The 24,532-nt window shown below is 45.2% G+C and carries 9 protein-coding genes and 1 pseudogene; 2 read left to right on the top strand and 8 right to left on the bottom strand.

The window, feature by feature from the left end:
• The first annotated feature begins 270 nt into the window (after positions 1–270).
• The gene (locus tag BCT49_RS12830) at positions 271–528 is read left to right on the top strand and encodes a hypothetical protein (protein ID WP_065104693.1); all 258 of its coding nucleotides are present in this window, start codon (positions 271–273) and stop codon (positions 526–528) included.
• 111 nt (positions 529–639) lie between these two features.
• Here BCT49_RS12830 and copI read toward each other — a convergent pair whose 3' ends face one another.
• From copI to BCT49_RS12805, 5 genes are all read right to left on the bottom strand, one after another.
• Complete coding sequence (gene copI / locus BCT49_RS12825) at positions 640–1,185, bottom strand: copper-resistant cuproprotein CopI (RefSeq protein ID WP_102435631.1); 546 nt, start codon at positions 1,183–1,185, stop codon at positions 640–642.
• Positions 1,186–1,276: 91 nt separating this feature from the next.
• Positions 1,277–4,420, bottom strand: coding sequence for an efflux RND transporter permease subunit (locus BCT49_RS12820; protein WP_102435629.1), 3,144 nt, complete (start codon positions 4,418–4,420; stop codon positions 1,277–1,279).
• Entirely contained in the window at positions 4,417–6,144 is a 1,728-nt protein-coding gene (locus tag BCT49_RS12815; protein WP_102435627.1) for an efflux RND transporter periplasmic adaptor subunit, read from the bottom strand. The genes BCT49_RS12820 and BCT49_RS12815 overlap by 4 nt, the downstream gene beginning before the upstream one ends.
• Positions 6,145–6,147: 3 nt before the next feature.
• Entirely contained in the window at positions 6,148–7,584 is a 1,437-nt protein-coding gene (locus BCT49_RS12810) for a TolC family protein (RefSeq protein WP_102435640.1), read from the bottom strand.
• Between the two features lie 99 nt (positions 7,585–7,683).
• On the bottom strand, positions 7,684–8,148 hold the full coding sequence (locus BCT49_RS12805; protein WP_102435625.1) for a hypothetical protein: 465 nt from the start codon (positions 8,146–8,148) through the stop codon (positions 7,684–7,686).
• Between the two features lie 233 nt (positions 8,149–8,381).
• Here BCT49_RS12805 and BCT49_RS26185 point away from each other — a divergent pair, with 233 nt between their 5' ends.
• A complete protein-coding gene (locus BCT49_RS26185) occupies positions 8,382–19,673 on the top strand; it encodes a VCBS domain-containing protein (protein WP_157938611.1) in 11,292 nt (3,763 codons plus the stop codon).
• Positions 19,674–19,855: 182 nt separating this feature from the next.
• Here BCT49_RS26185 and BCT49_RS12760 read toward each other — a convergent pair whose 3' ends face one another.
• The 3 genes and pseudogenes from BCT49_RS12760 to BCT49_RS12750 all read right to left on the bottom strand — a co-directional run bounded on the left by BCT49_RS12760 (position 19,856) and on the right by BCT49_RS12750 (position 24,298).
• On the bottom strand, positions 19,856–21,169 hold the full coding sequence (locus tag BCT49_RS12760; protein ID WP_102435623.1) for an HlyD family type I secretion periplasmic adaptor subunit: 1,314 nt from the start codon (positions 21,167–21,169) through the stop codon (positions 19,856–19,858).
• A pseudogene (locus BCT49_RS12755) lies at positions 21,162–23,132 on the bottom strand (peptidase domain-containing ABC transporter); the annotation flags it as partial. The gene BCT49_RS12760 and the pseudogene BCT49_RS12755, both read right to left, overlap by 8 nt.
• Positions 23,117–24,298, bottom strand: coding sequence for an efflux RND transporter periplasmic adaptor subunit (locus BCT49_RS12750; RefSeq protein ID WP_102435621.1), 1,182 nt, complete (start codon positions 24,296–24,298; stop codon positions 23,117–23,119). The gene BCT49_RS12750 and the pseudogene BCT49_RS12755, both read right to left, overlap by 16 nt.
• Between the last annotated feature and the right edge of the window lie 234 nt (positions 24,299–24,532).

Below are 24,532 nucleotides of genomic sequence, written 5' to 3'. Positions count from 1 at the left end.
ATGCGGGTTCGATTCCCGCTGCACGCTCCAATCCTATTTAGGCTTTATTTAGCCGAAACTCATATCCCAACAAAACCTCTTCAACACAAATTCTATTGTCTCTAGATAAACCCATTAACTCTCTCTATTGCTTATCATTTTTGTACCTATTGCTCATTGTTCTGCTTTGTTGATTTTCGAAATTGTTCCAATTTAATAATCTTGGTCAATATCCAAAAAAACGATTGTGTTAATGTGCGCGCATTAGCAACAACCCCAAAATAATTAAAAATGTTTAAAAGCAATGAGTTAACAATCAACATCGAAGCAATCAATGTCGCACTGTCAAAAGTCGAAAATGCGAACAAAATTCAGCTTAATACGTTGAAGGGTTATGTGAGCAGCGAACCAGAACAGGCCGTGCTTGCGTTTCGTTCTTTGAATGAAGTGGACTCGATCGACGACAAACTTAAGAAGATCATGTCAGAGCTACCGCACCTGAGCGGTGAGGCTCACCACCTGCTGGAAACATCGATCCTATTACAGTAGTGGACAAGAAAGATAAGTCTCAGACAGCACATATACGTGAGTTTAGACTTATCTTTAATCTTTCTGCTTTGTCGCCCTTATCTATTTAGGTATCTAGATATTAATTAGTGCCTAAAGCGTTATCGACTTCGCCATGCCCGCTTCTGCGTGTCCTGGGATATTGCAGGCAAATTCTACGTGATTGTCACCGTGAAAATGCCAAAGCATCTGTTTCGCTTTGCCCGGCTTAACCATGACTGTACTGCCCGAGTCATGAGCGTGATTACCCATATTTTTCATCATTTCACGATGCTTTAACTGCTCAGTTGCAGAACCAATTGAGAACTCGTGATCAATCTTGCCTGTATTCATCACAACAAACTGCACCACGTCATTCGGCTCAATATCGACCTTGTTCTTAAAGGTGATTCTCATGTCATCACTCAGTAAAACATGAACCACTTTATCGGGTTTAGCGCCTTGAGCTGGCATTCCAACTTCCGACATACCTTCCATGTCCATCATTCCATCCATATTCATCATCTTGGAATGGTCCATCTTTCCACCCTTCATCATGCTGTGATCCATCTTTGAATGATCCATAGCTGAATGATCCATTTCAGCAAAGGCGCTTGCAGTAGTCAGTGTTAGAGCGATAGCAATTAGTGTCTTTTTCATGGTCGTTCCTTAGATTAATTCAGATTTTAGTGTTCATGTGTTAAGCCCTTACCCACTCTGTTTTGGTAAGTAAGGACTAGTAATCAATACGTTATTTGTTTGTCTCGTTTTGGCTGCGGGTTATCTCACGCTGCTTCCAGAGCTTAAAGATTGCGGGCAGCACCAGTAGAGTAAGCAGCAGTGCAGACGCCATTCCGCCTATCATCGGCGCGGCAATTCGTTGCATCACTTCAGAGCCTGTTCCTTCGCCATACATGATTGGAATTAGGCCAATGATCACCGTAAGAACCGTCATCATTACTGGACGAACACGAAGCCCTGCCCCTTCACGAATGGCATCAGTTAAATCAGCTTGTTGCAGCGTCTGCTGGCTCTGTTCTGCATCGAGCTTTTTGTAATGCCAAGCTTGGTTGAGATACACCAACATGATCACACCGATCTCGACCGCAACGCCGGCTAATGCGATGAAACCAACGCCCACTGCGATAGAGAAGTTGTAATTGAGGTAATGCATCAACCACAAACCACCCACCATAGCCAAAGGAAGTGTTGCCATGATCATCATCACTTCACCGACTCGTCGGAAGCTCAAGTAAAGTAACAGCATGATGATAGCGATGGTGATTGGCACAACGACACTCAAACGGTCTTTTGCGCGCTCCATGTATTCATATTGACCTGACCAAGCGAGCGAGTAACCCGCAGGTAATACAACTTGGTCAGCAACGACTTGCTGTGCTTCTGCCACGTAAGAACCAAGGTCACGACCATCAATATCCACGAATACCCAACCATTAGGACGCGCATTCTCTGTTTTGATCATTGGTGGGCCATCTTCGTAACGAATATCAGCGACGTCAGACAGCGCGATACGAGCACCGTTTGGCGTAACGAGTGGCAAGTTCTGCAACTTCACCACAGAGTCACGGTAATCTTGCGGGTAGCGCACGTTAATTGGGTAACGCTCCAGCCCTTCTACCGTTTCGCCGACATTCATCCCACCAACCGCAGTCGAGATAACCTGTTGAACCTCTTTGATGCTTAATCCATAACGAGCAGCAGAGCGTCGCTTGATGTCTATCGTCACATAACGACCACCAGCCACACGTTCGGCATAGACAGAAGCCGTACCGCTAACACCGTTCAAGATAGGCTCAAGCTGAGAACCAATATCCTCAATAACACTCAGATCTGGCCCTGCTATCTTGATTCCGATTGGCGTTTTAATACCGGTCGCTAACATGTCGATCCGGGTCTTGATTGGCATTACCCACGCGTTAGTCAAACCCGGAAACTGAATCAGATCATCGAACTCTTTACGCAGCGACTCCGTAGTGACACCGTCACGCCATTCATCGCGAGGTTTTAGCTGAATAACCGTTTCAATCATGGTCAGCGGTGCAGGATCGGTTGCCGTTTCCGCACGTCCGATTTTGCCCCATGTGGTTTCAACTTCTGGGATGGTTTTGATTAACTTGTTGGTTTGCTGCAACAGCTCACGCGCTTTACCAATCGAGATCCCCGGATAAGTAGTCGGCATGTACATCAAATCACCTTCATCCAGAGGAGGAATGAACTCACTACCAAGCTTGCTGGTTGGGTAATACGCAGACGCCATCAAACCCAATGCAATCACAATCATCACTTTCGGATACTTAAGGCTTAGGTTGAGCAGCGGCTTATACATCGCAACTAAGCTGCGGTTCACTGGGTTCTTGTGTTCAGGCAACACGTTTCCGCGAATGAAGTAACCCATTAGCACAGGAACCAGTGTGATAGCCAAGCCTGCAGCCGCAGCCATTGCATACGTTTTGGTGAACGCGAGTGGCGAGAACATCTTGCCTTCTTGGCCTTCTAACGCGAACACAGGCACAAAACTTAAGGTAATGATAATCAGCGAGAAGAACAGTGGTGCGCCAACTTCTTCTGCCGCTTTACCAATTACTTGCCAACGGTTTTTATCAGTCAGGGGCGTTCGTTCTATGTGTTTGTGAACATTCTCTATCATTACGATCGCGCCATCGACCATGGCACCAATTGCAATCGCAATGCCACCGAGAGACATGATGTTGGCATTAATGCCCTGCCAATGCATAACGATAAACGCCCCCAAAATACCGACAGGCAGACTCAGTGCGATAACCAATGATGAGCGAATATGGAACAAGAACAATGCACACACAATCGCAACCACGATGAACTCTTCAGCCAGCTTCTTCCATAGATTTTCAACGGCTGAATCAATCAAAGTTGAACGGTCATAAGTCGCGACAATTTCAACGCCATCGGGTAAACCGGCTTGCAGTTCAGCTAGCTTAGATTTTACTGAATCAATCACTTCACTGGCATTTTCACCAAAGCGCATCACGATTACACCGCCAACGGCTTCACCTTCACCATTCAACTCAGAGATGCCACGACGCATCTGCGGTCCAAGGTTAATGTCGGCAATGTCACCCAATAGCAGCGGTGTGCCTTTGTCGGTCACTTTTAATGGCAGTGATTGAATATCTTCAATGCTTGTGAGGTAACCGGTAGTGCGAACCATGTGCTCCGCTTCAGCAATCTCAACCACTGAGGCACCGGTTTCTTGGTTACCATCTTGGATCGCCTTGTTAACTTGCTGAAGCGTTAGGTCATAAGCACGTAATTTGGCAGGATCTATTTGAACCTGATACTGCTTCACCATGCCACCGACAGTCGCGACTTCAGATACGCCCTCAACGGTTTGCAATTCATACTTCAAGAACCAGTCTTGCAGGCTACGAAGATCCGCTAAGTCGTGCTTACCGGTTTTATCTTGCAGTACATAGCTGTAAACCCAACCCACACCGGTTGCATCTGGCCCTAATGTTGGCTTGGCACTTAATGGCAAGTTAGGTGCGACTTGGCTTAGGTATTCCAATACCCTAGAGCGTGCCCAATACATATCAGTATCATCATTGAAGATGATATAGACGTAGGAATCGCCAAAGAACGAATAACCACGAACCGTTTCGGCACCCGGCACGGCTAACATCGCAGTGGTGAGTGGATACGTTACTTGGTCCTCAACCACTTGCGGCGCTTGACCCGGATAGCTGGTTTTGATGATCACCTGTATATCAGACAGATCTGGAATAGCATCGACGGGCGTATTTTTTACGCTGTATAACCCACCAAACACGATGGCGACCGTCGCGACCAGAACCAAAAATCGGTTACTGATGGACCAGCGAATGATTGCATTGATCATAGTTCGCCCTCACCCGCTTCTAAAGATTTGAGCACATAATCAGAACCCTGCTTCGCCACTAGAAACCGAATGGTTTGACCTTCGGCAAACTCAGATAAATCGAGGTCATCACTGGCTTGGAAGTTCATTTCACCCGCTTTCCAATCCCACTCAGGCACTGGCTTATGATTTACAGTGATCATTCCGAAGTCTGCCATCAGCATAGTGATGTTTCCCTTCACCCACACTTCGCCCGCCATTTGATGCTCGCTCACCTTATAATCAACAATTTCATACTGGCCTGACTCTGTTTTCATCATCTCAAAATCAACCACTTGCCCACGCTTCATGTCAGCCATATCTAAGCCTTCTGCGAAGGTAAAATTCATCACCATGCCCGGCCAATCCCATTCAGGAACAGGTTGGTGATTAATGGTCGCCATACGGCTGCCTTGCATCACATCTGCAATTTCACCTTTTGCCCAAACCGTTTCGGCTTGCTCTTCAACGCCATTGATTCGTGACAAATCAGCGGATTGGCTAGATTCAGAGTCCAACATGAAGTGCGCGGAAGTAACAATGTGTTTGCCTTGTGTGAGCCCCTGCAACACCTCGATTTTCTCGCCAGCTTCACGCCCGACTTCAATGCGTGCTGAACGGTATTTGCCCTCTCCTTCGGACAACACCACTCGAGTCATGCCACCTGAATGGATAACCGATGATCTTGGAATGGTGAGCACGGCATCATCACTGATTGGCTTCAACGCAATATTGGCGAACATATTCGGTTTGAGCTCGCCATTAGGATTCGAGAACTTCAAACGAACACGCAACGTTCGAGTTTTCGGATCTAGGATTGGATAGACATAATCTACATTACCCTGCCACTCCTTACCGGGAATCGCATCCAGTGTCATCTCTGCATTGCTGCCCGATGAGATCCAGTGTGCTTGACGTTCAAACACTTCAGCATCAACCCAAACTTCATCTAAAGGCCCGGCACTGATTACCGCTTGCGCAGGCGAAAGATAACCACCCTCACGAATATTGAGGCTAGCGATAACGCCATCCGCAGGCGCTTTGATTTCTATGGTTTGCGAGGCTTTACCTCGGCGAGTGATCGAACGAATCTGAGCTTTATCGACACCCAAAGTGATCAAGCGCTCGGTGGAACCTTTTATCAATCCTTTGCGACCCGTTTTGTACGCACTTAGTAACTCTTCTTGTGCCTTAACCAGCTCAGGAGAATAAAGTGTGAACAGCACATCGCCCTTATTCACCTTCTCACCAACAGCATTAATATAAAGCTTCTCAACCCAGCCAGCTGCTCTTACGTTGGTTTGCCACAATGTACTTTCATCGAACGCCACATAACCCACGGTTTCAATCCGAGGAGACAGCGCTTCGAATTTAACTTTCGCTGTTTTGACACCAAGATTATTTTCTACCGACGGGTCGATAAATACGGTTCCTGCCTTGTCTGATCCCCCACTTGAGTCATCCGCATAAACAGGAATTAAATCCATCCCCATAGGTGACTGACCCTGCTTGTCACGCTGATAATTTGGGTCCATTGGCGCAACCCAATACAGAGGTTCATTGCTTTCGTCAGCTTGAGGTTCTACTCCCTCCATGCCTGCCATCGCTGACATGTTATGCGCGGATCCAACGACAAAGTGATTCACACCAAAACCCAATGCACCACCGACCAACAAAGCGATAGTCGCTACTTTTACTGTATTCATTGTCTATTCCTTTATTGATTGGCTGTTGTTTTGAGATACGGTGGAGTTGAGTTGCGGTTGATTGACTTGATAGCCAAAACCACTGACCAGTGAGGCCAGTTTGCTATTTACAATGTTGAGATCGGTAATCAAACGCTGTTGCTCTAGTTTCAAAGCAAGCTCATCCGCCGTTGCTGAAATAACGTCATTAAATTGCGCGGTGTTGTTTTGATAGCCTCTTTCCACCGCACTGATACGAGCGGCAGTTTGAGGAAGCAAGGTGCTTTGGTAACGCTCTAAACGTTGGGTGAGGTTCGCCTTATCCACCAATAACGTATTCACTTGCGCGTTCATTTGGGAAAGTAAGGTGTCTTTCTGTGATTTAGCTGCGCCAACTTGGTACTGAGCGGCAGACAAGTTCTTGTCTTGTCGGTTACCCGTAAACAGAGGGATGTCGACTGTTAGATATGCACTGACAAGATCAGAAGCAGGTTCGCCAGCCATGTTGTTCGCTTGTCGATGGGCATACATCACTTCCACACCAAACTGAGGTGTATACGCTTGCTCAGCTAGCTCTACTTGAGTTTGATTAGATGAGATAGTCGCATCTGTGATCTTGACGAGCGGATGATCCATCAACAGTTGATAGTGCTTGGTTGAATTGCGGTTAGTCGCCAGCTTGCTCTCCAAGCTTGTCCAATCAATTTGATTGTTTGCATTAAGTACGCCCTGAGAATCAAGAACCTGAGAGCCTAGCCAGTCAGAACCGAGCCACTCAGACAGCTGAGAGATTAGGCGGCGTTGAACTTGTTGGTTGGCTTGCAGTTTCTCATCAAGCTTGCTGACTTGAAGCTGAGCATTAAGCAGGTCTTGTGCTTCACTTTTACCTATCGAGTAATTGGTTTGCACATAGTTCTCTAGCTCAACCAAAAGGCGTCGGTTTTCACGCATCACACCTTCTGCGACTTGCTGATAGCCCAGTTCAAGCCATATCTGCGTCATACTATTGGCAACGGTAAGCTCACGAGCATCAACTTGAAGCGCTAACCCGTCCGCTTGCTGCCCCGCCTTTTTCTGCTGGAGGTCTAGCGTATCGCCACGCTCAAATTGCTGCATCAGACCGACCGAGATATTGGTCATCGGGTCTTCATCAAACTGAAAACTATCGACTGGCAAGCCACCGAACCCGACTTTGAGTTTCGGATCCATCAGGGTAGCGCTCGCAATACCGCTTTCACGCACCGCTTGAGACTGAGCAAAGTACTGTTTGCGATCGCTGTCTTGGTTCAATGCTATCTCAATCAATGTATTGAGTTGCTGTGTTGAGCTCTGTTGATCAGCGTGTGTTGAAGCAGGTGCAGCAGCCAAAGCACTGGCTGAAATAAAAGCAGCACTCGAAACAAAAGCAGCAGCAACCACAGCACTCGCGTTTATTCCAAACACGGAGGTTGTTGGTTTTATATTCACAATGAATGTCCATATCTAGCGTTAAATAACGCATATAAAAGATTGGCGTATCAGATTTATGACTCTAATATCGCTATGTTTTTAGATATAGATTTATACGGTGGGTGGGCGTAACAAAGATTGAGCGCGTGCGACTTTCTGCCCGATAATGACAGATTGAAAACGAGCTAAAGAAGAGACATATGGGTTGGCGGCTTGAACAGCCTGGATTGGATAAGAAGTTGCAGAACACACTGAGGCGCAGCAATCGGCACTCGAACAATGGTTACCCATCATGTGGCCGCCGTCTTCGTTCATTGAAGACATATCGCATTGAGCCATCAAGTCATGGCCACTCATATTAGAGTGTTCAGTGTGTGTATCTTGACTCGCCTCATGGCATCCCGCCATTGAATCATTAACCGACGTATCACTGTGGTAACAAGCCGATTTGCTCGAGCTCATTTCCATCATCATTACTTCAGTCATCATGGCTGATGAGCTTGAGGCATAGCTAGACATCAACATCGCGATGATGCTGAAAACAGTAATCCAAGTTGTTCGGAGTGTGTTTGTCATAGCTAACCTTTAAATTTATACGGTAACTATAAAGGTTCCCCTAAGGGTAAGGTCAAGCTCATTACTCAATATCTTTAGTGAATCGACAAGTGAATATTCAGCACGCTTTACACTAAAGTGAGAGAGTCGTTTGATTTAAAGAAATTTTCTTTAAAAATTATCTCATTAGCTCGCCAAACCTCGATCTGTGTATTTTACTTAAATAAGAATAATAGAGATTCACGGATGAAAAGATGACTAAAAAAAACAACGTCAAAAAAAGCGAAAAGCTCGATAAAAAAGAGCAACCTAAAGCTCAATTCTCAGAAGCTGTAAAACAGGAAAAAAAGAAGAAAGTTAGATTACATTCGAAACTCAAGATCAATGTACCTCTGACTCAGTCTTTAATGCTTATTCTGCCTTCGCTAGCAAAACACGCGTCAGCCGAAGCTGTGACACCAACTGATGATACAACTGTGATTCATCAAGATTCCACCAACAATCAAGAAAGTGCAGTTCATCAAAGCACTGATATTTCTAAAGACGAAAATCAAAAACCAATAACAAGAAATATTCACGATTCAGATGCTATTGTTGGTCAAGGGTCCTCTTCTCCGGAAAGTGAAACGACGCTAAAACCGTCACATCACCTTTCTAGCTCATCACACCCTCAAGCACATTACATCCCCGCAAGTTCGCTTCCTTCTATTGAGTCGGGTGGCGTAACCGCACCGTCCAACAATGTTCCTACGACACCAAACCTACCAACAACCTTTACTCCGGAAGTGATCAAGGGAATATATGGCGAGCTACACGTTGATTCGGGTGGTAAATACACCTTTGTATTGAACCCTCTCTCCCCCCAATACGTTTTGCTACACCAAAATCAACCCGGCACAGATAAGTTCGTGCTTCACTTATCAAATGGATCCAGCGTTGTCGTTCAAATCCCCGTTACTGGTAAGCAAGATGTTCCTACCATTTCTGGAGATTTGCACGGCATAGTGACTGAAGATAGCAACGTAGATTCTCACGGCTTATTGAATGCAGCAGGTAAGATTGATGTCGTCGACCCCGACCATGATCAAAGCTCTGTGCTTGCTGAAACGATTACCGGAAAATATGGCACACTAACTATCGACTCTAACGGTGCATGGCACTACCAAGTCGACAATTCACTTCCCAATATCCAAGCGCTGACCTCACTCTCTAGCCTCCATGAGTCGTTTACCATTCACACCAAAGATGGCACTCCTCAAGCGCTTGAAATGACAATTGGCGGCATTGACGACAACGCAGTGGTCACGGGGTTAGATACTGGGACTTTGATCGAAGACTCAACATTACACGCTCATGGACAATTAACGGTTTCTGATCCGGATTTAAACCAAGATCACTTTCAATCCGAACAACTTCAAGGTCACTGGGGTAGCCTATCCATTCAACCAGACGGTACATGGACTTATGATTTAGACAATACCAATCCGAAGGTACAATCATTATCGAAAGGCTCCACAGTAACAGACATCATCACTGTTCACTCGGCTGACGGCACACCACACCAAATTACGTTAACGATCAATGGCACTAACGATGCTGCCACAGTTAGCACGGCCACTATCGCTGTAGATGAAACCGATACGGCTATCTCGACTTCAGGCACGCTAACCAGCACCGACGTGGATAACCCAGACAATACGTTCACGCCAGATTCCATTGCAGGCACAAACGGCGACCTGACCATTGATGCAAATGGCCACTGGATATTCACTGCCAACAGCGCCTTTAATCAGTTGAATGTCGGCGATAAGGTCGAAGAAACCTTCACAGTGTCATCTGTTGATGGCACACCCTCGACCATAAAAGTCGCAATCAATGGCACCAACGACAAAGCGACAGTCAGCACCGCAACCGTTGCTATCGATGAAACAGACAAAGCGATCACCACATCGGGAACTCTAACCAGTACTGATATCGATAATCCAGATAATGCCTTCACGCCAGATTCCATTACTGGCACAAATGGAGACTTCACCATTGATGCCACTGGTCACTGGACGTTTACCGCCAACAGCGCCTTTAATCAGTTAAATGTCGGCGATAAGGTTGAGGAAACCTTCACCGTCAATTCGGTCGATGGCACACCCTCTACCATTAAAGTGACGATCAATGGTACCAATGACGCAGCTACTGTCAGCAGTGCGACCGTCGCCATCGATGAAACCGATACTGCCATTTCCACTTCAGGCACGTTAACCAGTACCGATGTCGATAATCCAGACAACACATTCACACCAAACTCCATTTCAGGCACCAACGGCGACCTGACTATTGATGCCAATGGGCATTGGAAATTCACCGCTAACAGTACGTTTAATCAATTGAATGTAGGCGATAAGGTTGAGGAAACCTTCACCGTATCTTCCGTTGATGGTACACCATCGACCATCAAAGTGACGATCAATGGCACTAATGATGCGGCCACGGTTAGCACGGCTACTGTTGCTGTGGATGAAACCGATACTACTATCTCGACTTCAGGAAAATTAACCAGTACCGATGTTGATAACCCGGACAATGCGTTTACCGCGGCTTCACTTACTGGCACCAATGGCGACTTAACTATTGATGCTAATGGCCATTGGGTATTCACTGCCAACAGCGCATTTAATCAGTTGAATGTCGGCGATAAGGTCGAAGAAACCTTCACCGTATCTTCCGTTGATGGCACACCGTCGACCATTAAAGTGACGATCAATGGCACTAATGATAAAGCTATGGTCAGCACAGCAACCGTTGCTGTAGATGAAACCGATACGGCTATCTCGACTTCGGGAACGTTAACCAGCACCGATATTGATAACCCAGACAATGCCTTTACCGCGGCTTCACTTACAGGCACCAACGGCGACCTCAACATTGATGCAAATGGCCACTGGGTATTCACCGCCAACAATGCCTTTAATCAGTTAAATGTCGGCGATAAGGTTGAAGAAACCTTCACTGTGTCATCGATTGATGGCACACCCTCGACGATTAAGGTCACCATTAATGGCACCAACGACAAAGCGACAGTCAGCACCGCAACCGTTGCTATCGATGAAACAGACAAAGCGGTCACCACATCAGGAACCCTAACTAGCACCGATGTTGATAATCCAGATAATACGTTTACTCCGGATTCCATTTCAGGAGCCAACGGCGACTTAACCATCGATGCCAATGGCCATTGGACATTCACCGCCAACAGCGCGTTTAATCAATTGAATGTCGGCGATAAAGTCGAAGAAACCTTCACCGTCTCGTCTGTTGATGGCACACCGTCGACCATTAAAGTGACGATCAATGGCACTAATGATAAAGCTATGGTCAGCACAGCAACCGTTGCTGTAGATGAAACCGATACGGCTATCTCGACTTCGGGAACGTTAACTAGCACCGACGTCGATAATCCAGACAACACATTCATGCCAGATTCCATTTCAGGAGCCAACGGCGACTTAACCATTGATGCCAATGGCCACTGGACGTTCACCGCCAACAACGCCTTTAATCAGTTGAATGTCGGCGATAAGATCGAAGAAACCTTCACCGTATCTTCCATTGATGGCACACCCTCGACCATCAAAGTTACGATCAATGGAACCAACGATAAACCAGTAGTCTCCTCATGGACGCAACTTACCGATGGCATGGAAGACAAAGCTGTCACTATCCAATCCAAAGATCTGCTTACCCATGCCACCGATGTAGATTCCGGAGACATACTGTCTGTTGCCAATCTGCAAGCAAATCACGGAACAATCGTTGATAATTTAGACGGAACCTATACCTTTACTCCAGACAAAGACTACAACGGCGAGGTTCGTCTGACCTATCGAGTTGAAGATACACATGGTGGTATCGTTAACACACAAGCGAAATTTAACCTTATTGCCAGCCCAGATAATGCCGTCATTACCGATGCACAAACGAATGCAGATCTACGTGGTGTTACAGAGGATCGTGGTTACATAGATACCCACTACCAATTACATTACGACGGTAAGTTGAACATCCAAGATCCTGATTCGGGTGAAGCGCAGTTTGATCCAAACATTGGCCCACAGACCTATCAAGGTATTGGTTACGACACCAAATTGGGTGGGCACATATTGCTTATGCGAGATGGCCATTACACCTATACACTAGACAATCGTAATATCCAAAATCTTGCCGAGGGTGAGGTGAAACAAGACTCAGTTGTCATTCGTTCTGTTGATGGCACCACTCACACAATTGAATTGACGGTTCATGGTACTAACGATACTCCAACCATTAATGCTCAATCTCACTCCGTTGTTGAAGGAGGTAGCCTCTTAAATGGACAAATGGTTGGGCACGACATTGATACGGGGGCAACACTAACTTACAGTGCACCACAAATCGATGGTTTAGTGTTCCACCCTGACGGTAGTTACAGCTTTGATCCTAACCATACCTCCTATTTGTCGTTAGCGTCGGGAGCAACAAAAACACTCACAATTCCTGTAACCTTGATCGATGAGCACCATGCTAGCAGCACCCAAAACCTTTCGATCACAATAACGGGTGCCAACAACTCTGCGACGATCAGTGGTGTTAGCACAGGTGATGTCGATGAAGGACATGGGAGCTATGGCGATAGGTCTCCAGATTACGCTCACGCTGGCATAGGGAAACTAGGGCAAGATGCATTAACTGCTGATGGCAAGTTGGATATTGTTGACCCGGATACTGGTGAATCTCAGTTTGATCCTAAAGGTAGAGCTTGGAATAACTCCTATCACGGGCAATATGGGCATTTGCTATTAAATACCGATGGCACTTGGCATTACGATGTCACCGTAGGCAGTGTTGATTGGGTTAATAATCGTAAAACAACAACTGGCACTACAATAGATCAGCTCGGCGAAGGGCAGACCCTCACCGATACAATAACCATTCAATCTAAAGATGGCACAACTCACGACATCGTGATTACGATTCATGGCGATAACGATCGTCCTTATTGCTCTTCAGAAGTTCAGCTGAATTCTGGCAAAGAAGATGTTGCTCAAGTATTAACGTTAAATCAGTTATTACAAAACACCGTTGATGTTGATACCAATGATCTTGGTAAACTAACCGTTGAAAACCTTCATGCCAATCATGGTTCAATTGCTATTAATGCCGATGGCACATTTACATTCACGCCTGATAAAGACTACAGCGGCGATGTGCATTTTACCTATGATGTAAAAGATGGACATGGCGGTGTGACGCATACGGGGGCAACGACAAGTCTAGCATCAGTGAATGATAATCCTGATGTATCTTCGGTAACGGATTCCGTAACCGAAGATACTGAATCACACCATAGTGTCGATTTATTAGGTTCAGCAACCGATCCTGAAGGTGACCCATTATCTATCAGCCAAATCCAAGTTAGTTTTGAAGGTAAAACAGGGCCACTACCAACTGGTGTTAGTATTGCCGCAGACGGGCATACCCTTATTATTGACAGTCACAGCCAGGCATTTCAACACCTTAGTGCTGGTGAGAAATCTGATATAACCCTTCAATATATGGTTGATGATAACCACGGAGGGCAGTCCGCTGCAACGGCGACAGTCACGGTTGTCGGTGCTGATGATAAAGCACAGTTGCAATCATCCACGATTGATATGACCGAAGGGCAAGCATTACATACTTATAATGACCTTACCTTTGTCAAAGGCAATATTGGTTTAGTCGATCCGGATACTCACGACCAAACCCAATTTGTTCACACCTCAACACAAGGCACCCAGGGCTTTGGTGAACTTGATGTTTGGCCTGATGGGCATTACAGCTATTCTATAGACTGGGCAAGAAATCATGATGCACATAATAAAGTCGCGGCATTAAAGCAAGGTGAAACGCTGACTGACCAATACCAAATTCAAACCAGTGATGGGCAAACTAAACTGATTACCGTCACGATACATGGCGAAGACAATAATGCACGCATTGATGTTGTTATGCCTAAGTTATTGCCTACCACGCAAGATATTAAAGAAGAGCATTTTGTACCAGCGAGCACAACCCACTTATATGCTGGTGGGGTATTAAAAGTTATCGACCCAGATCATGATGATGCTTTTTTACAACCTGAAACCATCAGTACTGCGCATCATGGTGAATTTAAAATACAAGCGAGTGGCAGTTGGAGTTACAAGATTGATAATACAATTGATGAAGTGCAGCGCTTAGGTGAAGGTGAGTCTTTTACCGAAACGCACACTGTCCACTCAAAAGATGGTACAGCATCGCAACTATTAACGGTAACAGTACATGGTACCAATGATGCGCCGATTGTTTCCTCGCAAGTACAGCTTGCACCTAGCGTTGAAGATACCGATATTCAACTGACCACATCGGAACTCCTGAGCCACACTACCGATATTGACCATAACGATATAGGTCACCTCAGCATCGCTAATTTAGTCGCGGATCATGGTCAGATAACGGATAACAAAGATGGTACTTATACCTTCCATCCCGATAAAGACTACAACGGGAATGTGCACTTTAGCTACGATGTTCAAGATACTCATGGTGGTATCACCCATACAGGCGCTAGCACATCATTAACCGCTGTTGATGATAAAGCGATTATATCAGGGCTAGACACGGGAGATATTCACGAAAGTAGCAGGCCAAACCGATCTCCAGATCATGCACAGCCCAGAATGGGCGAAATTACTAATGACCTATTATATGCCGACGGAAAACTCGATATCACAGATCCCGATGCGGGGGAGAGTACTTTTAATACCAAAGGTCCGGGATATAATTATCACGGTCAATATGGCAATCTCATGTTACTCGACGATGGTACCTGGCACTATACGCTCGAAATAGGCCAACAAGCTTCAGGTGTTGGTAGAACTATTGATAAATTGGGAGATGGTGAATCATTAACAGATACCATCACAGTGTACTCAAAAGACGGCACTTCGCATGATATTGTCGTGACAATTCATGGCGATAACGATAAGCCGTATTGCTCATCAGAAGTTCAGCTGAGTTCTGGCAAAGAAGATATTGCTCAAGTATTAACGTTAAATCAGTTATTACAAAACACCGTCGATGTTGATGACAATGATTTTGGTAAACTCTCGGTTGAGAACCTACATGCCGACAATGGTTCAATCGCTATTAATGCAGATGGCTCGTATACATTCACCCCTACTAAAGATCATAACGGTCCCGTCCATTTTAATTACGATGTAAAAGATGCACATGGTGGGGTAACGCATACAAGGGCAAGTCTTGATTTGGCCGCCGTTGCTGATGCAGCAATAATCACAGGCCAATCAAACGGTGATGTTGATGAAGGCTATGGCACTTTTGGAGATAGGTCTCCAGATTACGCTCACGCTGGCATAGGGAAACTAGGGCAAGATGCATTAACTGCTGATGGCAAGTTGGATATTGTTGACCCAGATACTGGTGAATCTCAGTTTGATCCTAAAGGTAGAGCTTGGAATAACTCCTATCACGGGCAATATGGGCATTTGCTATTAAATACAGATGGCACTTGGCATTACGATGTCACCGTAGGCAGTGTTGATTGGGTTAATAATCGTAAAACAACAACCGGCACTACCATAGATCAACTCGGTGAAGGACAGACCCTCACCGATACAATAACCATTCAATCTAAAGATGGCACAACTCACGACATAGTAATTACTATTCATGGCGACAACGATCGTCCTTATTGCTCTTCTGAAGTACAACTCAGTTCAGGAAAAGAAGACTTAGCTAAGACCATTACTTCCACTGAACTGTTGGCAAATACCGTGGATGTGGATGCTAATGACTTAGGCAAGCTCACCATTGCAAACTTGCAGGCCGATCACGGTTCAATTCGCGATAATAATGATGGAACATTTACTTTCACGCCAGATAAAGACTACAACGGCGATGTACATTTTACCTATGATGTAAAAGACGCTCATGGCGGTGTGACGCAAACGGGCGCGGTAACCACCTTATCCTCAGTTAATGATAACGCGACGATTACCGCACATAGTTATGGTGGTGGTTTGGGTGATAGTGGTCATGAAGATGTTTACGAAGATCAAGTCTCCGGTAACTCCGGCCCTGCCTCTTTAGCTAATGCTTTGCGCGTTTCAGGCGTATTGTATGTACACGATACCGACACAGGTGAATCCGTACTTAAAGCCGACACACATACGACCCAAATTGGTGGTGTTTTTGAAGTGGTCCCGAGCTCTGGTGAGTGGAAATATCACATCGATAACAGCAACCCTGCCGTGCAGCAGTTAGGGGAGAATGAGTCGATAAAAGAAACCCTTACCGTTAACTCTATGGATGGTACTGGGCATTATGATGTAGAGGTAGTGATTCACGGTACGAATGATGCACCGGTCTTAATCGCTCAAACGCAATCAGTCACTGAGAATGGCGCACAACTTAATGGGCAAATGTCAGCGACAGATATCGATAGTCATGACACGCTCTCTTATCAAATTGCCAACGCCGTTGATGGTTTAACCTTTAATGCAGATGGTAGCTATAGTTTTGATCCAGCAAATTCTGCGTATCAACATTTAACGAACGGACATACTCAAACGCTAACTATCCCAGTAACGGTAACCGATAGTTCGAATGCTAGTAATACACAAAACTTGGTCATTAACATTACTGGTAGTAATGATCGCCCAACGGTTACCAATAGTCACTTTGGGAATAGTGATGAAGATAAAACCCACACCTTTACGGCAACTGACTTTGGCTTTACTGATGTTGATGATGGTGACACCTTACACAGTGTGACGATTTCTGCATTACCCGATCCGGCTAAAGGGCACTTTAGTTTGAATGGTGTGAGCATTGCCATGGGGCAAGTTGTACAAGCATCAGATATTGATAAGCTGGCATTTGAACCGTCACAAGATTATAACGGTGGTGTGCAATTTGGCTTTATGGTCAACGATGGATTGAGAAATTCAACACCGCATATCGGACGTTTTACAATTAACCCCGTTCGTGACGGAGCCACGATTACTGAATTTAGCACTGGCAGTATCACCGAAGATGGCGCACATGCTTCTACTAATCAAGGTATCACGTCTGAGATAGCAACGGGGAAATTAGACGTCGTTGATCCTGACCCAGGTGAATCTCGCTTCCAATTTTCTCAATTTGGTGAAACCGCCATTCATGATCCTTTCAACGGCCATTTACGAATAGATCGATCCGGCAGTTGGCAATATACCGTCGATAATGCCGTGTTACAGCATTTAGCCGCAGGTCAAACTGAAACGGTTACCTATCGTATACAAAGTTTCGACGGTACCAGTTATCAGCTCAATATTGATGTAGAAGGCACCAATGATGCGCCTGTATTATCGGTAACTCAAACCACTTCAACAACGGGAATACTGACAGAAAGCGATGTTGATGTTAAAGATAGTCATACTTTTTCTGTCGTCAATTCAACAGGGCAATTCGGCTCGATCTCAGTAGACACTGATTCAGGTGCCTATGTATATACAGCGAATGGTTCGGTTGCAGGGATGAGCTACAACTCAGCCACGCACACCTACCATGGCGCTGATGTGTTTGAAGTTAAAGTTGCAGACAATCATGGCGGTGAATCATCAAGGTTCCTAACCTTTGATACCAATGGAAAAGTCAATCTGATTGCAGGACAACAACCAACTATCACCACAACAGTTCCGCAAAACCCTGTCGTTACGACGGCGCAACCAAGTCTTCCAACTAGCAATAACACGCCACCAAGTAATACTGTTACTGTAGATTTGGCGGCTTCAAGTGATAACGGAAAATCGGATACTGACAACCTTACAAACGACAATACGCCAACGATAACCGGCCATACTGATATTCCTTATTCACAAGTGACTATTTACGATGGTTCAACACCGATTGGACATGCTGTTTCTGACGCATCTGGTCAATACAGTGCCGTAGTCAGCAACTTAACGGATGGCGATCATAATCTATCCGCCAAAGCACTGGCTCCTTCATCAGTATTGCCTACAACGTCGTCACTGCTTTCAGTACATGTTGATACACAAATACACATCGGTATTCATACCGACCCTGTCACTGTTGATAACGTGATTAGCGATCAAGAATCCCATTCATCCGTTGATATCACCGGATCCGTTTCTGGTGATTTCAATGCTGGAGATGTTGTCACTTTAAATGTAAATGGCACAAAACATACTGGCGCTGTCGATTCACATGGGCACTATTCAATTGCTGTTCCTGGTAGTGAGTTAACTGCAGATGCTGACCAGAAAATTGAAGCCTCAATAGCAGTCACCGATAGAGCAGGTAATAGCGCGCACGCCACCACCGATGTGGTTTACCAAGTCGACACTCAGGTAAGCCTCCCTACGATTACTTTTGAAAGCGCAGGCGCAGACAACTTATACAGCAAAGCTGAAATTGCCCATGGCCATGCAAACACGATCACAGCAACCATTACGCCTCCTAGTGATGCTAAAATTGGCGAGCATCTTGTCGTTAATGGACAAGACCATGTGCTCGATGCAAATACTCTCGCTCACGGAGTTCAAATTGAAGTTCGGCCGGGGACTCAAGTACAAGCGACCATGACTGACGAACACGGTAATACCGCGGGTAGCCAAGGCTTTGCTGCCAGTGCCATACCTGAACCCATCGTTGTCAAAGCGCCACCGGGAAGTCACCAAGTATCTGGAACACTGGGCGTCCCACAACAACTTCCATCTTTAACTCCTGTACCAACCGTACAACATGGTTGGCGGATTCATCTTCCAGATGGGAGTTATGTAACAAGCCATCACGGTCAATATGGAACATTAACCATTGACCCTCAGACTGGTGATTTAGATTATCAAGAACAGGCAAATGTACACACAGGGCCACATGGCAGCGCTTCTGGTATTGGCCAACATGAAGACAAGTTCGAAATTGCATTGCAAGGAACAAATCAAGATGAAGTGGTTGCCCATGTGAATATTCAAATACTCAGCCACGGGCCAGGAAATAGCGGTAAATTGAATATAGGTACCGAGGTGGTTGATATGACAATAACCCCTATCACCCATACTTCACACCCAGCTCCTCCACCGCCGCCTCCGGTGTTGCATGACGAGCCAGACATTGCTTCGCAAGCAGACTTTACCGTGACGCAAAGCGATGACAGCTATCTAGATTTGACTCAGCACGCTCACCAAGCACCAGACCAGAAAGCCAGCCACCATGGTGCGGCCGCTTATTTAGATGCATTGGGCATTAAGCCCGATGCGACATCGACAACGGTGCACGATAAACCTGCGGACATGGATATCGTACTAGCACAAGTAGACCAACAAGATGCAGCAACACATGACCAAACGCATTTGGATATGTCAGACGCGCTTGAACACCATGATGCGAATGTCAACCACAACCAAGATGATGAGCATCACCATCACAACGACGTAGACGGGCTGCCAGACATAGACCCTAATCCATAACATCAACATCAACATCAACATCAACATCAAGTAAGTAAGATTGGGAGTGTTGTATGCTCCCAACACTTATTCTAGGAACAGGCATAACTGAGAAAACGACGATCAAAAAGGGAGCACATGATATGCTCCCTTTTGCTTTCTATTTTCTTATGTGTTTACTATTCTGCGAACCTCTATAGCGATTACCTTTCACCAAACGCGACACTCACGTTCGTGTAAATTGGCTTCCACAGATATTGGAAAACGGACTTCTCGCCGGTTGTAATATCCACCTCGCCCGTCATACCTGGCAAGATAGAAAAGCTCTCCGGATTATCGCGGAAATAAGGAACATCCACCGAGACGACGACTTCATAATAGATTTCACCGCGTTCACTTTGACTTGTAGTTGGAGAGATACTCTCAACCACACCTTTCAATGCGCCAAAACGGCTATAATCAAACGCATCAATCTTGATCCGAGTCGGCTGCCCTACACTCACAAAACCAATATCCCTTGGGGATAATCGAGCCTTAAAATCAGCCTTCCCACCAACAGGAACAATTTCAACTACTGTGCCGCCCGGTTGAATTACCCCACCATTCTTGGTGCTTGGAAGACTTTGGACTAACCCTTGTAATGGCGAGACTAACGTCGTGTTGGTTACTTTAGCTTGGCTTGAACGTACTCTGGCGTTAAGTGCAGATAAATCGGACACCGCTTTAGAACGGTCATCACTGACTTTCACTTTTGCTTCCGCGAGTAGTTGTCCAATTTTTTGTTCTACCCCATCCGCTTGTTTAATCAACACCGCTTTTTTACCACGTGCCTCTTCGATCTTCTGTTCAATGCTTGCCAATTTTTGACGCATTTCCAACACTCTTAATCGTGAGATATTGCCAGACTTGTAACCTTTCTCTAGGATATTCAATTCTTGTTTTGTCGCAGAAAGTTCTTTCTCATAACTCGGCAACGACTTCTCCAAACTACGGAGCTGCTCTGCAATCTGTTCGCTGTCTTTTTCAAGAACAATGCGTTTCTGATAATAGAGGCCCTTTTGAGCATTAAGCTGTGCTTTTTGCTGGCTCACTATCTCTGGGAAATCAATTTCGAATTCTCCAAAGTTTGGTTCACGATTATCAAGCAAAGCATTCATACGCTCTATACTCGCCAACAAGGTGACTTGTTGAGACCGTAATTCTTCTAATGCGGTCCTCTGAAAGGTGGCATCAAACTCCACCAATGGCTGACCTTTTTCAACAAGTTGCCCTTCTTTCACTAGAAGTCGTTTTAGTTTGCCACCGATATCGCTTTGCAGAACTTGTTTTTCTCCTTCAGGGATAACCGCCCCTTTCGCTTTCGCGATTTCATCAACTTGAGTGACTACAGACCACGTAGCAAAAGCAATGACACACAAAGCAACCGACCATGTGGCCAGCGCCAGTGTACGCGCCGTGTTTTGTGATTCAACAAGTTCACCGTAGCGCTTGCCCTTCTCGATAGATTGTTTAGCCATTAGCGACTCCTTGCTTAGACTCTGATTGTTCTTGTTGGGCCGCATCTTGCTGAGCAGAGGGCTGTTGAGATAACGATTGATCTTGAGAAGGTTGAGGCTCTAAAGGTTGTTCAGCTTCTAATGGGCCTGCATAAACCACGGCACCTTCATTTAGTACCACCACTTTATCGGCAAGCTTGATTAAATCCGGATCGTGAGAGGTGTAGATGACCGTTGCTTTTCCTTTTTTCGAAGCCAAAAACTCGCCAAATACACGCTTAGCATTTGGATGTGCATCAGGCACAGGGTTATCCATTAAGAACATTGGGTAGTCATAAACCAGCGCTTTCGCATCAATGAGGATCTGCGCAACACTGCCTGACAACATGTCAAAAAGGCTATCCGGTTGAATGCTGCTGATTGAAGTATCCAGCCCATCAGGTAACGTGGCGAACCAACGCTTGCCCCCCACAAGTTCAATCGCAGACATCATTTTCTGATCTTCAACTTTATGTCCGTCGTTGAACCATTCGCGAATACTCAACGTTAACAAGTCAGGATAAGCCGCTCGAATAAAGCACCAGTGGCGATAGAGCTGCGGATCGTATTGAACGAGATTAACGCCTTCAAGCTCAACCATGCCGTTTTGAATTGGTTGTAGACCAGACAGCACTTCGATCAACGTTGATTTTCCGCTTCCCGAAGGTCCCGTAATTGCAACAATTTCGCCAGCTTCAATATCAAAACTCACGCCGCTCAATGCAGGGCGACTTTGTTTCGGATAACGCAGAGTTACCTGCTCCAACTTCAAGTTAGGTGCTAACGTTGGCAGCGGGTGATGCTGGTAACTAAATTCACGCTCAGACGGTTGAGACAGAATACGGTTCACCTGCAACTTGGATTGATTAAAGCTATTAAAACGCATCGCACTGTTCGCCAATATCTGAGCAGGGCCTGTCACTTTAGATATCAACATCATTGAAGCAATCAAACCACCAGGCGTCATTACTTGTTCAAAAATAAGCCCTATTCCTAACCCCATAACCGCTAACGTCGAGCCCACACCAATGAAGTAATAAATCGAGGTGTATCGACTCTGAAGAACTGATTGATTGAACGTCACTGTAGACGCAAGAAGGTTGGCCTTTTGGAAGCGTTGAATCCAGTGCTCTGATAATCCAGCACTGCGAATAAAGGCGAGTTTAGATGACAGCTCATTGGTCATGTTTTGACGATTAGTTCCTGCCACCGTTGATTGTATGGAGCGTTTGCTGCTAGAGCGTATCGAGCGTTTTGCTAGCAAGTAATAAAGAATCAAAGAGACAATAGGAACCAGCACCAACCATCCACCTAACACACCAATCGCAAGTACAAAGATAAGAATGAATGGCAGATCAAACAACGCATTTCCTAATGGCCCTGATAGCACACCTGAAATACGCTCAGACAACATCACTTGGTTTTGTTGACTAGACGACGCTGTTTGCTGATTTTGAGCATAGCTATTTCGAAGCAGACGCTGAACGAGAGATTGAGAGATCTCGCGACTGACTCGATTTGCCACCGAAGCAAACACTCGGCTGCGCAATGTTCTTAACCAACCCATCATCACAAACAACAAAGCCGCGCCAATGGCGATACCTTGCAACTCATGCCCTGCGTCACCGCCAATCACATGGTCATAGATCGACATCGTGATGAATGGAACGGCAAGCGCAAACAAGTTAGTGATAAAACTGACCAGCAGTAATTTAGGGATGATGGGGCGAAATGCATGTAGCCGTTCGCCAACCCAATCAGAAGAAGCCTTCTCTAATGGTGGACCATCTATAACAATACAAAACTGCGGGACATCGGTAATGTCTTCATTCGCGTTAAAGGCAACAAACTGCTTCGATTCTAAATGACCGGAGATCAACTCATATTCACCAAGAACCAGTAATATTAATTTGTGTTCACCAACTTCATCTAGGTTGGCAACCAAGCAAGAGGTCGTTGATTGTTCACCAAAACCAGACCGCCGTTTTTAAGCTGATGTTGATTCGATGTCACCACCACATCGCCCTCTTTTAAACCAGAAATAACACCCACATAACCACCCTGTTTCGGGCCAATTTCCACAGTACGTTGCACCACTTTGTATTCATAAAATGGTGTCTCTGCTTTCTCTGAACCTTGACTGCTTGAATCTTTGTCGTCAGAGCTTGCGCTGCCTGAATTCGTGCTCACTTGTTTCGTTGACGTATCAAGAACAAACACGGTATCGCCAGACAAGGTGTAGCTGATTGCCACTGAAGGTACACTGATCACCGTGTTTGAATCTGAAGTGGTCAGCGTCGCATCCACATACATGCCAGATTCCAACGGAACAGGCTGAGTCGTCACCGCACGTAACTCGATATTGTGTGTGTTGGCGTCTGAGCTTGGTTCAATTGCCGTAATCGTTGCGTGATACTCAGCATCGTTAGCTGCGTCAGATTCAAACTGGAGATCCTGACCCACTTTCACGCTGTGAAGGTAAAGCTCCGAAATAGAAAAATCGACATACTGTTGAGAGCTATCTTCAAGGTCAACAATCGCTGTGCTTGAGTTAATAAAATCACCCACATCTACATTTCTAATTCCAACATTGCCAGAGAAAGGCGCTTTAACTTTCATATATTCAACCTGAGTAGAGATGTATTCGAGTTTCGCGGATTCAGCATTAAATTGAGCTGCAAGTTTATCGACCGAATTCTGAGAGACGCTATTATTTCTAAGTAGTTTTTTATTTCTTTTCAATTCCGTTCTTGCCAATTCAACTTTTGCTAACTGGCTTTTATGATTAGCTTTCAATAAAGCATCATCCAATTTAATAAGAACATCGCCTTTATTGACAAATTGACCTGATTTAAAAAGCACTTCTTTTATTTGTCCTGACATTTGGCTTGTCACATCTATAGATTGATTTGCATGAATGTTACCTATCACTTGCAAACTCTCATTCCAAACTTCTTTATTTACTAATTCCGTTGTTACTGATGTCGCTGGTAATTTAAAACTTGCTACCTTTTCTTTTATTATTTCGCTTTTCACGTAATGAAAGCCGAATACAAAAGACAATAATATAAATAAATCTGACCCGACGATTACGCCTTTATACTTACTCATGTGTTCACCTTGTGTTTAAAGTCCGGCTATTCTATCTATCGACACCGTCAATAAATCAAACTGATATAACATCGCAGTAAAGCTATATAAAATAAAAATAAAACCAACAAATACAATGACTTGATAAATTTTTATCAAGTAAAAATCATTTTAATCCTTTATGTCGATTTTATTTGAACATGATTTATATTCCCTCTCGATAGATATAATTCTCATCGTTCCTTAAACAACTAA

Source organism: Vibrio lentus (genome assembly GCF_002875945.1).
In the GTDB taxonomy this organism is placed as follows: domain Bacteria; phylum Pseudomonadota; class Gammaproteobacteria; order Enterobacterales; family Vibrionaceae; genus Vibrio; species Vibrio apostichopi.
Note: the sequence above shows the minus strand (reverse complement) of the source record. Positions and strands in the feature narration are given on the sequence as shown.

Bases quoted from the DNA above. Each gene is read 5' to 3' on its own strand.
- BCT49_RS12830 (WP_065104693.1), top strand. From the start codon at position 271: ATGTTTAAAAGCAATGAGTTAACAATCAACATCGAAGCAATCAATGTC.
- copI (WP_102435631.1), bottom strand. From the start codon at position 1,185: ATGAAAAAGACACTAATTGCTATCGCTCTAACACTGACTACTGCAAGC.
- BCT49_RS12820 (WP_102435629.1), bottom strand. From the start codon at position 4,420: ATGATCAATGCAATCATTCGCTGGTCCATCAGTAACCGATTTTTGGTT.
- BCT49_RS12815 (WP_102435627.1), bottom strand. From the start codon at position 6,144: ATGAATACAGTAAAAGTAGCGACTATCGCTTTGTTGGTCGGTGGTGCA.
- BCT49_RS12805 (WP_102435625.1), bottom strand. From the start codon at position 8,148: ATGACAAACACACTCCGAACAACTTGGATTACTGTTTTCAGCATCATC.
- BCT49_RS26185 (WP_157938611.1), top strand. From the start codon at position 8,382: ATGACTAAAAAAAACAACGTCAAAAAAAGCGAAAAGCTCGATAAAAAA.
- BCT49_RS12760 (WP_102435623.1), bottom strand. From the start codon at position 21,169: ATGGCTAAACAATCTATCGAGAAGGGCAAGCGCTACGGTGAACTTGTT.
- BCT49_RS12750 (WP_102435621.1), bottom strand. From the start codon at position 24,298: ATGAGTAAGTATAAAGGCGTAATCGTCGGGTCAGATTTATTTATATTA.